We start from the raw sequence: 14641 nt of genomic DNA, 5'->3' as shown, positions 1-14641 counted from the left end.
CTCCTTCTGCAATTGCATGTGATCACTTATCGCTTCTGCATCTGATGCTTTCTTTCCACTAAAGCTCCCACAATCGTCATAAGAATCAGATACGGCACAATGAATAACCCGTATCCGGTGCCATACGTGGTGATATCCGCAGTGAAATGTAAATACACACCCCACAGCCCGTATAACGCATAGCCGGCGGCAACTGTTCGTGCCCACACCCACTTTTTGAACAGCAACGGCAGCAAAAGGGGGGCGAGCAGCAGAACCCCCATCTGAAATGCCCATAAGACATCCCTGATTCCATCCATCGTTCATTATCCCTCTCACTATAAAATCACGTTCACTTCTCTATTATTCGTACTGCATCCGACCAATTCCTGTAAGGGAAATAAAAAAATCAGCCGCAGATAAAACCTGCAGCCGATTCGGGCTATTTGCTCTGCTCTTTGGTCAGCTGCATGCGCGAATTGAATAGCGCCGGATAAGACAGAAACCCGAGCATCGCACTCGTCACTGCCGCATTCGTCATGATCAGGAAAATGATCAGCAACTGAAACTGGACGGCTTCAATCGGATCAGCGCCCGCAATGATCTGCCCACTCATCATACCCGGCAGCTGGACGAGCCCCATCGTTTTCTGACTTTCCAGCGTTGGAATCATGCTTGCTTTAATGGCTTGCAGCAGCCGTCTGTGAATCGCCTGACGAGGCGTGCCGCCCAGCGACAACAACAATTCAATCTCGTCCCGGCGGCCCTCGACTTCCGAAGAAAACCGGTTGAGGAACAGGATCGCCAGCACCATCGAGTTACCGATCACCATACCGCTGATCGGAATGATGTATTGTGGAGTGGCCGGAATAATATCAAAGCCGAGCAAAATCCCCTGCGTCAACACTTCCACGACGATGAAAGTCAACGCCACCTTGGCCGTGATGCCCGGAATCACCATTCCTTTACGCTGGACATTATGCGTCGCTGCCGCAATCATTAAGGTGATCATCAGTAAAATAAAGATCGGGTTTTCTGCCTCAAAAACGAATTCCAGCAAGTATCCGACAGCCAGCAGCTGAACGATGGACCGGACTGTCGCAATGATTGCATCCCGCTCGAGTCCGAGATTCAGCGTTTTAGATAAAACGATGGGAATCAGAACAAAAATTAAGGTGAGGGCAAGTGTTCCGTATGTCATGCTCTGCCCCCTTTCAAAAATTGCTGTACGCGCTGTGCCGCCGGATACTCCAGTACATGTTCACCGCTTTCCGCCACTTCGCCATCCATCATGACCCATGTATAATCACCAATTCGCAGCGCTTGATCCAGATTATGCGTAATCCAGATGATCGTCACACCAAATTTCCGGTTGATGGCCCGGATCAATTCTTCGATTTCCCGCTGGGAGGTCCGGTCCAATGAGGAAGTAATCTCATCCAGCAGCAGGATATCCGGACGATTGACCAACGTGCGGGCAATCGATACTTTCTGCCGCTGTCCGCCCGACAGTTCCTGACTGTTCCGATTCAGAAAGTCGCGGAGAAGACCAACATCCGCAAGTGCCGTTTCTGCTTCTTCCGCTGTCAGGTCTTCTCCTTTGAGTTTTCGGGGTACAGCAAGATTATCCGCCACTGTTCCTTCTATCATTGGTGCATCCTGCAGGGCAATACCGACAATCTGGCGTAAACGGATTGGGCTGATCCGGTCGATCGGTGTCTCCTGGATGAAAATTGTTCCCCGGTCTGGTGAAATCAATCCATTGCAAAGTTTCAGCAACGTGGATTTTCCCGCTCCCGAAGGCCCGACCACTGTCGTAATTTTCCCATCCGGAAATGAACCCGTAACACCTTTTAGGATGGGGGTATCCCCAATCGAGTAATGGACATCCCGAAAATCGACAGCCGGCTGTAAGAATTCAGCCATCTGCTCACCCCTCTCCGTTCTTTTCTCTTCATTAAACAGATTACCGGACAAACCGGAAATCTGCCAGCAGACAAAAAGCACGGACAGATAACGTTTGTTATCCGTCCGCGTTATTTTCATTCCATAAGGTCCCGTCGGCTATAGCCGTAAAAACCAATACCCGTTAAGACCGTTGCTATCAGCAGCAGAAAAAATGAATTCGTGATATCCAATTCCTCGATCGGCAGCCGGGATACATAGTCGAACGGCGAGAGACCGGCGAGCCAGTCCGGCAGCTGCAGCAAATCACCGAGGTAAACAACAAAAAACGAATACGCCAAGTACAGGTAAGCCAGCCCTGTCCATTTTGGTGCAATGCCTAACAGCAATGCACCCACGGCTGTCATCACCCACATGGCAGGCAAATAAACCACTGCCGCTTCCACTAGAGATCCCAATTCGAAAGTTCCGGTGAGTACCGCTTTTCCGGCCAGCCACAGACCAAACACGGTTAACAGCTGAACAAGAACACTGACTGCAACTGCCAACCCCAAATAGCTGCCGAGTTGCCGGCCACGGGAAACTGCCCGGCTGAACACATGACTGACCCGCCCCTTTTTTTCTTCTCCCTTTAACTTTAGAAACACCAGCAGGACAGGCGTCGTGCAGATCATTGCCATCACGACCAGCAGGAGTGATACGAACTGCTCTGCAAGCGAAAAATCGCTGTCCGGTGGCAGGAGCGTTTCCAGCATTTCATTGTTCGCAAAATATGATTCCAGATCACCAAGCACGGAACCATAGGAGAGCCCCAGAATGAACATGCCGACCGCCCAGGCGATGAGCGCCGTGCGCTGCAGCCGGACAGCTAAGCCGAACGGTCCCTGCAGAAAGAGGGAAGCTTTCTTTTTACCTCTGCGCGATGGCAGAAAACCGGCTTCTAAGTCCCGGATGCCATCCAGAAAGAATGCCAGTAAAAACAGGGCCGCTGCTGCTAGCGTTACAATGAAAACCGGCAACCAGTAATTGTTCACATATACTTCCGTCCGCAACACCCAACCGAATGGCGACAGGTATGACAAGGTCTCGTTGCTCACGTCACCAACTGCCCGAATCAGGTATGCAAAAATCAGAACAGTAAGAGACAGCCCGACTGTGCCGCGCGCACTTTCGGCCAGCTGAGCGAACAGTGCAGTGAGCGCGGTAAAAAAAAGTCCGGTCACACCTAAAGCTGCACCATAGAGCAATGAACCTTCTAAATCGATGCTTACAATTCCCAGCGCATACAGACTCAGCCCCACCAGCAGGGCCAGAAGGACATTGGCTGCTGTCAGCACTATTGCAGTTGCTGCCAGACTCGACAGCCGACCCACGGGAAGTGCACGGACCAGCTCAGTACGGCCATCCTCTTCTTCGGCCCGCGTGTGGCTTGCTGTCAGCAGAATCGCCATAATACCGACAGCGATGGCGGTAAATAACAAAAGCTGATGGGCCACTAATGCGCCAAGCGTGTAATTATCAAGTCCATATCCCGGTCCGACCATCGCAACCATGGCCGGGTTATGCATCGTCGCCGCTATTGCCTGCCGCTCCGCATCATCTCCATAGAGTCCCGTCAATGCCCACACAATCATCCACGTAAAACCAGCGATGGCGATAAGCCAGACCGGCAGCCGGACCCGGCGGAGCGCCATGCCTGTAAGTCTGCCTGTTCCCGCTGTTAACTGGTTCATCAGAAGCCACCTCCAACCCGCACCGGTTCTCCCGTGTTGTCATAATGCCGCATGAACAAGTCTTCAAGCGTCGGAGGTGCACTCTCCAGTTTCGTAATCCCGTATCGGCTCACGTATAGCAGCACTTCATCCAGTTCTTCCATATCCACCTGGAAGGATACCGATTGGCCGTTCCGCTTCAAAGCATGGATTCCCTTGATACTCCCCAAGGAAGGGATGGCTTTCTTCGTCTCAATGAGCAAATTGGTTCTGGTCAAGTGACGTAATTCTTTCAGTGAACCGGTTTCGATGATTTCACCTTGCCGGATGATGCCGATCCGGTCACATAATTTCTCGACTTCAGATAGAATGTGACTGGAGAGCAGCACACTCTTGCCTCTGTCCCTTGCTTCTACTATATACTCCTGGAAAATCCGTTCCATGAGCGGATCCAAGCCGGAAGTCGGTTCATCCAGGATGAACAAATCCGCATCGGATGAGAAAGCGGCGATCAGTGCAATCTTTTGCCGGTTCCCTTTTGAATACGTTCCGCATTTCTTCGTCGGATCCAGGTTAAACCGCTGAATCAGTTCTTCCTGTCGACCGGCACCGCTCGCTCCACGCAGTTTCAGAAATAAGTCAATGACTTCTCCACCCGTCAGATTCGGCCACAGATTCACATCGCCCGGCACATAAGCGATCCGTTTATGAATATTCACCGCGTCTTTCCAGACATCCTTGCCGAAAATTTTTGCGTTTCCATCCGTCGCTCTCAGCATGCCCAGCAGAATCCGGATGGTCGTCGATTTCCCTGCACCGTTTGGACCGATAAATCCGTACACTTCCCCTTCATTCATCTGAATGCTCACGTTGTTCAATGCGGTAACACTGCCGAACTTTTTAGTCAGGTTTTGTGTCTGGAGAACTTCCATTACGTTCTATCCCCTTTTTCATAAAAGCTTTCTTTCAGGACATCCAGGTAGCCATAGAACTCTTCCCAGTACGGGTTCAAATCAATCTCAGACAGTTTTTTTCCTTCCAGCTGCTTTGTTAAATCATTTTGATAACCCTCGATCGACCAGCGGATCAGCTGAAACGCTTTCTCAACATCGATGCCGGCACGGAAACGGTTCCGGTCGATTCCGCTATAGAGTTTCTCGTATGCCAGCGCGGTCATTTCCCCAAGCCGGGTTTCAAGATGAGCCGGCAATGCTGAATCCTTCTGCAGCATGACAGTTGCCATAAAGCTGAATACATGCCGATATTTAATGTATGTCTCCATTTTTGCCTGAGCCGCCTGCCTGAGCCGTTCAATAAAGTCAGGTTCTGTTTCATCAATCCGCTTTAAATAATGCTCGAGCATGACATCCAGACTGTAGTTCACCAAGTACTCATACAGTCCTTTTTTGCTCTGGAAGTAGTAGAAGAGAATACCCTTTCCAACTTCCGCGGCTTTTACAATCCGATTGGTCGATGCCTGCGCAAATCCATTCTCTGCAAATTCCGCAAGTGCCGCTGCCAATATTCGTTGTTGCTTATCCGGTTCCAGACTCTCAAATTTATCAAGAATTTTACCCATCTCCTTTTGACCAGCCTGGTCAATTCCAATATACGCTCCCTGACCAATGTGGTCAATATTAAATTAATAGAATTTTTCGTAAAAATACAGGTAAAGCGCAAGCTGTTGCCCTGCCTGCTATGAAGTGCTATCTTGTTAAAGTACTAAAGAAGTTATAGGGGGTTTTATAATGATGGCTTTAGATAAAAAACAAGGCTGGGCCCTGCTGACAGGGGTCTTATCCTTTTCGCTTTTAACCGGTTGCAGTGATACCGAGGAAGCTGCAGAAGAAACCACATCCGCTTGGGATGAAATCCAGGAGGAAGGCGTATTGGAAATTGGAACATCCGGTACTCTTCTTGCCACTTCATTCCATGATGAAGAAACAGATGAACTAACAGGCTTTGAAGTTGAAGTCGCACGTGAAGTTGCTGACCGGCTCGGATTAGAAGCTGAATTCACAGAGCTTGGTTTTGATGAAATGCTGACGAGTGTTAATACGGGCCAACTTGACATGGCAGCTAATGACATCGAAATTACAGAGGAACGACAGGAAGAGTTCGCTTTTTCAACTCCAATAAAATATTCTTACGGCGTCGCTGTTGTTCGTGAGGATGATTTATCCGGCATTGAAACCTTGGAAGATGTGGAAGGAAAGAAAGCAGCTGGAGCGGCTACTTCCATCTATATGGATATTGCCCGGGAATTGGGAGCAGAACCGGTCACTTACGATAATGCATCAAACGAAGTATATCTGCGTGATGTTTCCATTGGACGTACAGATGTTATCTTAAATGATTACTACCTGTCGCTCTTTGGCGTCTCTGCATTTCCGGATTTGAATATTACTATCCATCCGGATATCAAATTCAATCCTTCTTCAGTTGGATTGGTTATGAATGAAGAGAATACGGAGCTTGTCGAAAATGTAAATCGCGTCCTGGCTGAAATGCTTGAAGACGGAACAATCACGGAACTCTCCAAAGCATTCTTTGGTGGCGAAGATGTTTCACAAGAACCTGATGTCGAGTAGATGAGGCTAGGGAGGTCTTCAAATGAACGATATTGAATGGGGCCTTCTGTTTGATCCGCAGCTGGCAATTGAATCCTTTCCTTATGTGCTGAGCGGTATCTGGTATACGCTGTTGATTTCAGTCGTGAGTATGGTCATCGGACTGATCATCGGTTTTTTCCTGGCGCTTGCGCGCACTTCACGGATCGCTCCGCTGCAATGGTTTGCCCGGTCCTATATTTCTTTTATGCGGGGTGTGCCGATTCTCGTCATCCTGTTTCTGCTCTATTTCGGATTTCCGGTCATTGGTGTGGAATTTACGGCATTGCAGGCTGCGTTGATCGGCTTCAGCGTCAACAGCGCCGCCTATATGGCGGAAATCCTCCGGGCAGCGCTTGCGTCGGTCGATAAAGGCCAATGGGAATCCGCTCAGGCGCTTGGCCTGTCGTACTGGCAGATCATGCGGCGCATTATCCTGCCGCAATCCATCCGCATTGCAATCCCGCCGCTGTCGAATGTCCTGCTCGATCTGATCAAGGCTTCATCACTCGCTGCGATGATCACCGTGCCGGAAATCTTCAACAAAGCCCGGATTGTCGGTGCACGTGAATATGATCTGCTGACACTGTTGATCGTTGCTTCACTTATTTACTGGGGCATTTGTTCTATTATGACAGTGTTGCAGAATCACTTGGAGCGGCGCTATGAGCAATATCTGCGCTGACCAAAAACCCCCCTTGCCGTTTTAAAACGGCAAGGGGGGTTTTTAGTAATTGTTCAATTAAGCGGCTGCTCAGGTTCCGGCAGATTGAGCTGCCAGGAAACGCCAAACCGGTCCTGTACCCAGCCGAACTTCTTGCTGAACGGATAGGTATCCAGCGGCATGAGGATCGCTCCTCCGCTTTTCAGCTTATTATATGCCTGGTCAATTTCTCCATCTGATTCGCACGTAACGTACAGTGAAACTGATGGAGTGAATGCAAAATCATGTTCGACTGTACTATCAATCGCCATGAATGTCTGGCCCTGGATCGCAAAAACGGCCTGCAGCACAGAGCCGTCTTCATTGTACATGATATCCAAAATTTCCGAGTCATCAAAAAGCGAGACATAGAAGCGGATGGCTTCCTCCGCCTGTCCGTTGAACATAAAAAATGTGGTGATTTTCGCCATTGTGCTGATGCCTCCTCAGCTCTGGAGCCGGTCAACGAATTCTTCGATGCGCTCCAGTGAAGTCAGATTCCGGTTACATGTACGGCTGTCGCGGCAAATATAATTTCCTTTTTTCACAAAGGTATCCTGCGTCGATCCCTTTGTTTCAGACAGGAACAGACCGGTCTCCGTGTGATTATTGCAGAATGCGCAAATGCCTTTTTTCATGCTGCTGTTGAAACTGCCTGATACACCGACAAGCTTGCCGTCCTGCTGCAGGATCAAATACCGCCGCTGTGACCCGATGTCATCCCAGCCGACATAGGAGAATTCCCGTAAATCGGTTTTCACCAGCGCCGGCACCTTCAGTTTTTTCGCTTTCGGAAACAGTTTTTTCACGGTCTGTTCATTGACGTCATTAAACGGAATCAAGTAAGGCTTCAAGTGCGCCAGAAAGCGCTCGGCCTCTTCTTTATCCTGAATGTGCGAGAGAGGGTCAAGCAGCCACCGCTGTTCATCTGTCAGTTGCCCGAACCGCCCCAGCACTTTTTCCTCTACAAGTGACTCAAGTGCCTGGAGCACTGACTGATCCGCAACTGTCGAGTGACCATTGACCAGCCGCTGAACCTGTCGCCGGATAAAATTATACTGGTCATTCCTGATAAATGGTTCCATTCATTTCTGCTCCTTTCTGCTCTCTCCTTCTGTCAGGCTGCCATTCAGCCTGACAGAAATACGATTACATCTATGGTAGCCTCCTGCCTGTCATTTTACAAACACCAGGCAAGGGATACAGCCCCCGTCATTGCCCCTTTTTTGAATCAGTCCCGTGTAAAGGCAGCGACGATCCGCAGCAGGTGAAGGAACAGGTTGATGAAATCCAAATAGAGATTGACTGCAATCAGCGGAATCATTGCATCCGTAATGTGCTGATGGCGGATCTGATTGAAGTCATAAATGGTATACAGCGAAAACAGCAGTACGCCCGCCGCCGAGATAAGCAGGGACAGGCCGCTTGAGAATGGCACAAAGAAGCCAAACAGGGAAACGACCACAATCGCAATCAGCGCAATGAATAAGTATTTGCCCATCGCGGATAAATTTTTCGTCAGGCTATATCCGACCGTGCCGTAAATGGCGAAAACCGCTGCAGTGGAGACGAACACGCCAAGCACTACTTCACCGCCGAGAAGACCCACATAATTATACAAAACCGGATACAGCGTAACGCCTGAAATGAGCGCAAATGACAGTGCCAGCAAGCGTCCCATCTTTTCTGCTCTGCGGGCAAAAAGCATTGCCACAATCAGACCGAGTTCAACGACGATCAGCGGCAGGATGAAAGCCGGAGGCACGAACTGCCCCACAATGACACCGATGCCTGAAATTGTCCATAGAATGGTTAAAAACGATAGCACTTTCCGCAGGCTCCCGCCTGCCCCTGCACTTTTTACTGCTGAATAATGTGCTTCCAACTTTTTCAGTCCTCCTGTTAGTGAAAAATGTACACTCTGCTATATCTATACGCTGAAAGTCCGGAAAAGATTCAAATAGTCCTCTTCTTAAACAGGATTTCCCTATTTTCTTCACTGCAGTAAAAACGCCGGCTCCTTTTCAGGGCCAGCGCCTTACCTTATTGGATAATTTTTCAGCCAAACTCCACATTGTGATAAACCTGCTGGACATCTTCGAGATCTTCAATGGCATCAATCATCTTTTCGAACTGCTCCTGAGCATCCTCGGGAAGCTCGATATCATTCTGGGCGAGCATGGTCAGTTCAGCTACAGTGAAATCCTCCACGCCTGCTGCCCGGAACGCTTCCTGTACTGCATGGAATTGATCAGGCTCGGCATAGACGATTACGCCGTCTTCTTCCCCTTGGATATCCCGGACATCCACGTCAGCTTCCAGCAACAGCTCAAGTACATCCTCTTCCGTCTTGCCTTCCACACCGAAAACAGCCGTTGAATCGAACATGTAAGCAACTGAACCGCTGACACCCATATTGCCGCCATTTTTACCGAACGCCGCCCGGACATCTGAAGCGGTCCGGTTCACATTATTCGTCAATGCATCCACAATCACCATGGAGCCGTTCGGGCCGAAGCCTTCGTAGCGGAGTTCATCATAATTTTCTTCACTGCCGCCCTTCGCTTTTTCAATGGCCCGGTCTACAATCGCTTTTGGCACATTGTACGTCTTGGCTCGCTCCAACACCATCTTCAAAGCCTGGTTCGATTCCGGATCCGGTTCTCCTTGCTTGGCAGCGACATAAATCTCCCGGCCGAATTTCGCATAGATCCGACTTGTATTTTTATCTTTTGCCGCTTTTTTCTCTTTGATATTATTCCATTTGCGCCCCATCTATTTCCACTCTCTTTCACCTGAAATATACAATCCCATCTTTAATTATTTTACCACATTTTAGAACAGGATCCGTGCTTCAGCAGTCAGCTGCCCAAATAAAAATCTCCTGCACCCGGCAGGAGATCATCAGCTTATTTCAGCCATTTTATTGCAGTGATTGTCGTGCCGATGCCGGCTCGGGAAGTACAGGAGAATTCATCCATCAGGCTCCGGACGCCCGGAAGACCGGCCCCTAATCCGCCCGATGTTGTAAATCCGCACTCCAGCGCCTTCGATACATCTTCAATGCCCGGTCCTTCATCGGCTGCGGTCAGTTTTAAACCGGTTTTCCGGCCTCTGCTGATCACTTCCAGAAAAATTTTTCCGGGTAATGCATAATTAAAGATATTGCGTGCGAGCTCCGAAATCGCCGTAATGATCCGCGACTGGTCGATCAGCCGGAAAGCGAGCTGTTTTAAAAACTCCCTTCCCATCCTGCGGGCTTCTGCGATTCCGCGCTCGTCCAAAATATCAATTGTCATCAGCGTCGTTTGTTCCATTCCGACTGCAATCATTTCATCAGCCTCTCTATCGGTAATCCAGTGTTCCGCTCAGCGGATTGCGTTGTTCGATCCATGGATGTCCGTTTCAGTCATCTGCAATGCTGCTGCCTGTCTGGTGTAATTGGTTCATCATACCATAAGGCAAAGTGGATTAATAGGCACCCATACCTTCTCTCCTAGCCGATCCGGCTACCTGTCCAACGTATAATTTCTTTCACAGCCAGCTTATTGCGGAGCCGGCTTGCCTGGCCAGTTCACAAGAAAAATCCCCGTAAAAATGAGTGCGCCGCCAATAAGAAGTGAAAAGCCAAGCTGCTCATCCAGCAACAGCCAGCCCGTCAGCACACCAAAGAATGGAGCCAGAAACAAAAACGCACTGACTTTGCCCGGGTTTCCTTTCTGAAGCAGGTAGAACCATACAGCAAACTGAACGATTGAAGCCATGATCGCCAACCAGAGAACAATCCCAACAGACACAGCGGTCACCGAAAAATGCGGATTCTCCAGCAGTGCACTGCCTGCAAGGAGCAGCAAACCGCCAAAAAGCATCTGATAAGCCGTCAATACCCACGTATCCAACCCTTGACCCCAACGTTTCACCAGGAGTGTCGCAGTAGCCCACGCAACAGCACTGGCGAAGCCGAGAACGGTTCCGATCTCCAGCTGCAGCTGACCACCGAGCGTGATGACGACGCCGGTAAATCCTACAATCACGCCCATCCACTGGATAAACCGAAATTTCATGCTAAGTGTTAATGCACCGAAAATGACGACCAAAAGCGGATTGGTAAATGTCAGAATAGCTGATTCCCCTGCTGAAATTGTCCGCAGGCTTAAAAAGATACATCCCATGACTGCTGCCGTCTGGAAAAAACCGATTACGAGGATGCGCAGCCAACCGGCCGGCTGATCCGGATGCGGCTTTTTCAACAGCTTTACGGCGATTGCCATGACTGCGCCAGCCAATGTGAAGCGCAGTCCGACGAGCAGCAGCGGTGACACATACAGCAGTCCGATTTTTCCAACAGCAAATGAAGAGCCCATTAAACTCGTCGTCGTAACGATGAGCACCGCAAACAGAAGTTTTTCTTTCAAATGTCCCCTCCTTACCGAACCTCTTCATATAGAGCGTCATACAGAAAGTTCCAGTATTTCACCATGATAACACGCACATGCCATGGCGGTCCCTTAATCCTTTCACTATCTTTCTGCCAGCCCTTTCCACGCTTTATAATGAAAGAAGATCAGAGGCAGTTAAGCTGCCTCTGATCTTCCATTTTCCGTTCATTTTACCTGGAGTCCGGCAGCCGGTTCCGTTTCATGAACAGATGCCTGGTTCCTGCCCCGTTTTTTGGACAGATACAATGCGGCATCGGCTTCACCGATTACAACCCGTTTAACCAGCAAATACTCCCTGCTCTTCAATGCTAAATACATCAATGCGATAATAAGCGCCATATTCCCCCAGAAAAATATAAACACCGGATCCACCCTTACAACTCCTGCTTCTTTTTCCTTTTTCTCATTTTAGCAGTAATAGGCATTAAGTCTACTGCGATTTTCATGAAGAAGGAAGTAGGGCCGGATCTGCAGAAAACAGTAAAAAAGAGCCGATATTGGCCCTTTTTTAATGCGAAATCAGATATATTGAGGCCTCCCGCCGTCAGATCCCCTCGGTCTGTAGCATACCGATCGTAAATCCCTTGCTGTTGCAGCAATCGAGCAGTTTACCATTTATCACTACTGACGGGACTGACTGAATGCCATACGCTTTCGCCTTCGTTTCGTATTCGCCTTTCCGGGCTTTGTCGGATAAATCATAGATGGCCACCTCACATTCACAAGTCAAATCCTTCACTTGTTTCACCGCATCTTCACAGGCATAGCATCCGGCGGAAAATACTTCAACCAACCGCTTTGTCATTTCGATCGACTCCTCTCCGGTTATAGTGGTCCATCGGCTCTTTTCTGCAGTCTCATACCGGAACAATCATCAGTGCGTCACTGAACGGCCGGCTGAACCGCATAGCAGAGTGAAAGCTTCCCCTTGCTGCCTTCTCCCGGTATCAGCCATGTCTTTCAGCTGTTAATGCCATACTACCATTCGGCGGCTGCTAAAAACTTGATGGAGATCAATTATTCAGTGATCCGGCGGAACTTTCTGACTGCCGCTGCGCAAAGTAAAGGAAGAGGTGATCGTGATGGATTGGAAAAAAATCATTTCCATATTACTGCCGACCGGGTTAGTTGCAGTCCCTTCCATGGCATCTGCAGAAGATTTTTCAATCACGGAAGTAACGTGAATGAAGATGGGACAGCTGATATCTCAGAACACCATACGTACGAATTTGACGGGGAATTCAATGGCATTATCAGGCACCATTCGGTTCTGACAAGAAATCGTCAACATTCGATGCCTCATTGGCTGATATACTGACAGTACAATCGAGGAGGTCATCATGGATACGAATTTATGGCAGCATGCACAGACATTCATCGAACTTTATTACCACGAAAATGACTTGCCCGCAGACCGAATGACGGTTCGGCTTGATACAGTGAAAGAAGAAATTCAGCGGACCGGAACCTACCGGCACACAGCAGAAGAACTGACATACGGAGCACGAGTCGCCTGGCGAAACAGTAACCGGTGCATCGGCCGGCTCTTTTGGCAAACGCTGCAAGTCAGCGATGAACGGGAAGCGCAGTCCGCCGAAGATGTGTTTGCAGCACTGGAACGTCATGTGGTTTCCGCCTATAATAATGGCAAAATCCGTCCGCTGATCACCGTCTTCCGACCATCCGGCATCCGGATCCGGAATCACCAGCTCCTCCGGTATGCAGGGTACGAGACAGCTGGTGATGCGCATTCAAAAAGTTTTACCGCCTACTGTCAGCGCCTTGGCTGGAAAGGCGCCGGCACAGACTTCGATCTGCTGCCGTGGGTCGTGCAGATCGGTGATCAACCGCCTGCCTGGCAGGAAGTGCCTGAACATGCCCGCCCTGAAGTGACCATTGAACATCCGGAGTATGCAGAGTTCAACGATTTGAATCTGAAGTGGTATGCTGTTCCGGTCATTTCAGATATGAAACTCGAAATCGGCGGCATTGCGTACGAAGCTGCACCGTTCAATGGCTGGTATATGGGCACGGAAATCGGTGCACGGAACTTAGCGGATGAAGATCGGTATAATCTGTTGCCTGCTGTGGCTCAATACATGGGTCTCGATACACGCCGGCTCTCGTCCCTTTGGAAAGACCGAGCACTCATCGAGCTGAATGCAGCTGTTTTGTACTCCTTTAAAAAAGCCGGCGTGACGATCGTCGATCATCATACAGCAGCGAAACAGTTTCAGACCTTTGAACAAAACGAAGCAGCAGCACACCGGGATGTCACCGGTAACTGGGTATGGCTCATTCCGCCTGTGTCTCCTGCTGCCACTTCCATTTTCCATAAGCGCTATGATAACGCCATCAAAACACCGAATTTCTTTCACCAGCCTTCTTCTGGCGATCATAGAGAAAAATAAACACAAAAAAGGCTGCAGGATTAATTTCCCTGCAGCCTTTCCCTTAATTACGCCGATTACTTTTGCAGCGACGCAGCCATTCCGCTGTCAGCATCTCTGTTACAGACGCCTGTTCAATCTGCGCATAATGTCCGGCTTCATCCAGTACGGCGAATGTCGCGTGTAAGTAGCGATTGGCCAGCCGCTGGGCATCCCTATAACCGACAACAGCATCCTGGCGGCCCGTGATTATCAGTACAGGTGCATCGAAACGCGCTGCATGCTCGTCGGGATCAAATGAGAACCCGTAGTGAGTCGTCCTGAACGGTCCTTCCAGAAAGTGCCGGTCCCGAGCCAGACGCCCAGGTGTCACTTCCCGGGTATACCGCTCGTAAATGGCTGGTATCTGAATGACCATATCTGTCATGAATTCTTGTTTATCAGCTTCCGACAGATCGGCAATGAAGCGCTCATCCTGTTCGCAGATCATCCGTGCCTCCAATTGCCGCTCATGTGTATACGGAAAAATCATCGGACATAGCTGGAACAGGCCATTCACGCTGCCCGGAAGACGGGCTGCAATCCCGCGCGCCAGATAACCGCCATAGGAATGGCCGGCTACGAGAAATTGCTCTCCTGGTATTACAAAACTGACCAACGCAAGTATGGCTTCAAGCATCTCGTCCGTCCCCTTTAAGCCGGACTTGACCATGGACTCTCCCATTCCCGGTAAATCCGCATAAACGCGTCTAAATCCTGCCAACGGCTCAAAGACCGGTTCCATGAATTGCTTCATAACCATTCGGTCCAGCCCGAGACCATGAAGAATCAGGACAGGCATACCCTCACCGATCACTTCATAACTGATTGTCGCTTTATCCGTCTCCAGTATCATGGCAATTCA

Annotated in this window: 19 protein-coding genes; 4 read left to right on the top strand and 15 right to left on the bottom strand. The window is 49.5% G+C overall.

The annotated features are described in order from the left end of the window. Positions 1-26: 26 nt before the first annotated feature. The 6 genes from B0X71_RS01080 to B0X71_RS01055 form a co-directional block, all read right to left on the bottom strand. On the bottom strand, positions 27-299 hold the full coding sequence (locus B0X71_RS01080) for a hypothetical protein (protein WP_077587719.1): 273 nt from the start codon (positions 297-299) through the stop codon (positions 27-29). A gap of 122 nt (positions 300-421) precedes the next feature. Next, on the bottom strand, positions 422-1180 hold the full coding sequence (locus tag B0X71_RS01075) for an ABC transporter permease (RefSeq protein ID WP_077587718.1): 759 nt from the start codon (positions 1178-1180) through the stop codon (positions 422-424). Continuing rightward, positions 1177-1905, bottom strand: a complete 729-nt coding sequence (locus B0X71_RS01070; RefSeq protein WP_077590848.1) for an ABC transporter ATP-binding protein — start codon at positions 1903-1905, stop codon at positions 1177-1179. The genes B0X71_RS01075 and B0X71_RS01070 overlap by 4 nt, the downstream gene beginning before the upstream one ends. Before the next feature lie 116 nt (positions 1906-2021). Further along, a complete protein-coding gene (locus tag B0X71_RS01065) occupies positions 2022-3617 on the bottom strand; it encodes an ABC transporter permease (RefSeq protein ID WP_077587717.1) in 1596 nt (531 codons plus the stop codon). Continuing rightward, a complete protein-coding gene (locus B0X71_RS01060; protein ID WP_077587716.1) occupies positions 3617-4528 on the bottom strand; it encodes an ABC transporter ATP-binding protein in 912 nt (303 codons plus the stop codon). Before B0X71_RS01060 ends, B0X71_RS01065 begins: the two co-directional genes overlap by 1 nt. Beyond that, positions 4528-5175, bottom strand: a complete 648-nt coding sequence (locus B0X71_RS01055) for a TetR/AcrR family transcriptional regulator (RefSeq protein ID WP_077587715.1) — start codon at positions 5173-5175, stop codon at positions 4528-4530. The genes B0X71_RS01060 and B0X71_RS01055 overlap by 1 nt, the downstream gene beginning before the upstream one ends. 172 nt (positions 5176-5347) lie before the next feature. On the opposite strand from B0X71_RS01055, the gene B0X71_RS01050 reads away from it, so the two are divergent. After that, a complete protein-coding gene (locus B0X71_RS01050) occupies positions 5348-6187 on the top strand; it encodes a transporter substrate-binding domain-containing protein (RefSeq protein ID WP_408634129.1) in 840 nt (279 codons plus the stop codon). Between the two features lie 22 nt (positions 6188-6209). Beyond that, positions 6210-6890: an amino acid ABC transporter permease gene (locus B0X71_RS01045; protein WP_077587713.1), complete on the top strand. Its 681-nt coding sequence runs from the start codon at positions 6210-6212 to the stop codon at positions 6888-6890. 53 nt (positions 6891-6943) lie between these two features. On the opposite strand, the gene B0X71_RS01040 is transcribed toward B0X71_RS01045, so the two are convergent. The 8 genes from B0X71_RS01040 to B0X71_RS01005 form a co-directional block, all read right to left on the bottom strand. Beyond that, a complete protein-coding gene (locus tag B0X71_RS01040; RefSeq protein WP_077587712.1) occupies positions 6944-7339 on the bottom strand; it encodes a VOC family protein in 396 nt (131 codons plus the stop codon). Positions 7340-7354: 15 nt separating this feature from the next. Beyond that, a complete protein-coding gene (locus B0X71_RS01035; protein ID WP_077587711.1) occupies positions 7355-7993 on the bottom strand; it encodes a FusB/FusC family EF-G-binding protein in 639 nt (212 codons plus the stop codon). Positions 7994-8139: 146 nt separating this feature from the next. Continuing rightward, entirely contained in the window at positions 8140-8793 is a 654-nt protein-coding gene (locus B0X71_RS01030) for a Bax inhibitor-1/YccA family protein (RefSeq protein WP_198038663.1), read from the bottom strand. 173 nt (positions 8794-8966) lie between these two features. Continuing rightward, the gene (locus tag B0X71_RS01025; protein WP_077587709.1) at positions 8967-9683 is read right to left on the bottom strand and encodes a YebC/PmpR family DNA-binding transcriptional regulator; all 717 of its coding nucleotides are present in this window, start codon (positions 9681-9683) and stop codon (positions 8967-8969) included. A 134-nt stretch (positions 9684-9817) separates the two neighbouring features. Next, complete coding sequence (locus B0X71_RS01020) at positions 9818-10240, bottom strand: anti-sigma regulatory factor (RefSeq protein WP_269750091.1); 423 nt, start codon at positions 10238-10240, stop codon at positions 9818-9820. A gap of 213 nt (positions 10241-10453) precedes the next feature. Further along, on the bottom strand, positions 10454-11323 hold the full coding sequence (locus B0X71_RS01015; protein WP_077587708.1) for a DMT family transporter: 870 nt from the start codon (positions 11321-11323) through the stop codon (positions 10454-10456). A gap of 189 nt (positions 11324-11512) precedes the next feature. Beyond that, positions 11513-11719 carry a hypothetical protein gene (locus B0X71_RS01010; RefSeq protein WP_077587707.1) on the bottom strand — a complete coding sequence of 69 codons (207 nt, stop codon included), beginning with the start codon at positions 11717-11719 and terminating at the stop codon, positions 11513-11515. Positions 11720-11891: 172 nt separating this feature from the next. Then, positions 11892-12152, bottom strand: coding sequence for a thioredoxin family protein (locus B0X71_RS01005; RefSeq protein ID WP_077587706.1), 261 nt, complete (start codon positions 12150-12152; stop codon positions 11892-11894). Between the two features lie 375 nt (positions 12153-12527). Here B0X71_RS01005 and B0X71_RS21660 point away from each other — a divergent pair, with 375 nt between their 5' ends. Both B0X71_RS21660 and B0X71_RS01000 read left to right on the top strand, forming a co-directional pair. Continuing rightward, positions 12528-12665 (top strand): DUF2207 domain-containing protein, encoded by a 138-nt coding sequence (locus tag B0X71_RS21660; protein WP_332309458.1) that lies wholly within the window; start codon positions 12528-12530, stop codon positions 12663-12665. A gap of 22 nt (positions 12666-12687) precedes the next feature. Beyond that, the gene (locus B0X71_RS01000) at positions 12688-13758 is read left to right on the top strand and encodes a nitric oxide synthase oxygenase (RefSeq protein ID WP_077587705.1); all 1071 of its coding nucleotides are present in this window, start codon (positions 12688-12690) and stop codon (positions 13756-13758) included. Between the two features lie 43 nt (positions 13759-13801). Here B0X71_RS01000 and B0X71_RS00995 read toward each other — a convergent pair whose 3' ends face one another. Continuing rightward, positions 13802-14632 (bottom strand): alpha/beta fold hydrolase, encoded by an 831-nt coding sequence (locus B0X71_RS00995; protein ID WP_077587704.1) that lies wholly within the window; start codon positions 14630-14632, stop codon positions 13802-13804. Positions 14633-14641: the final 9 nt, after the last annotated feature.

It is taken from the genome of Planococcus lenghuensis (genome assembly GCF_001999905.1).
In the GTDB taxonomy this organism is placed as follows: Bacteria; Bacillota; Bacilli; order Bacillales_A; family Planococcaceae; genus Indiicoccus; species Indiicoccus lenghuensis.
This window is presented reverse-complemented; position numbering and strand designations above follow the sequence as displayed.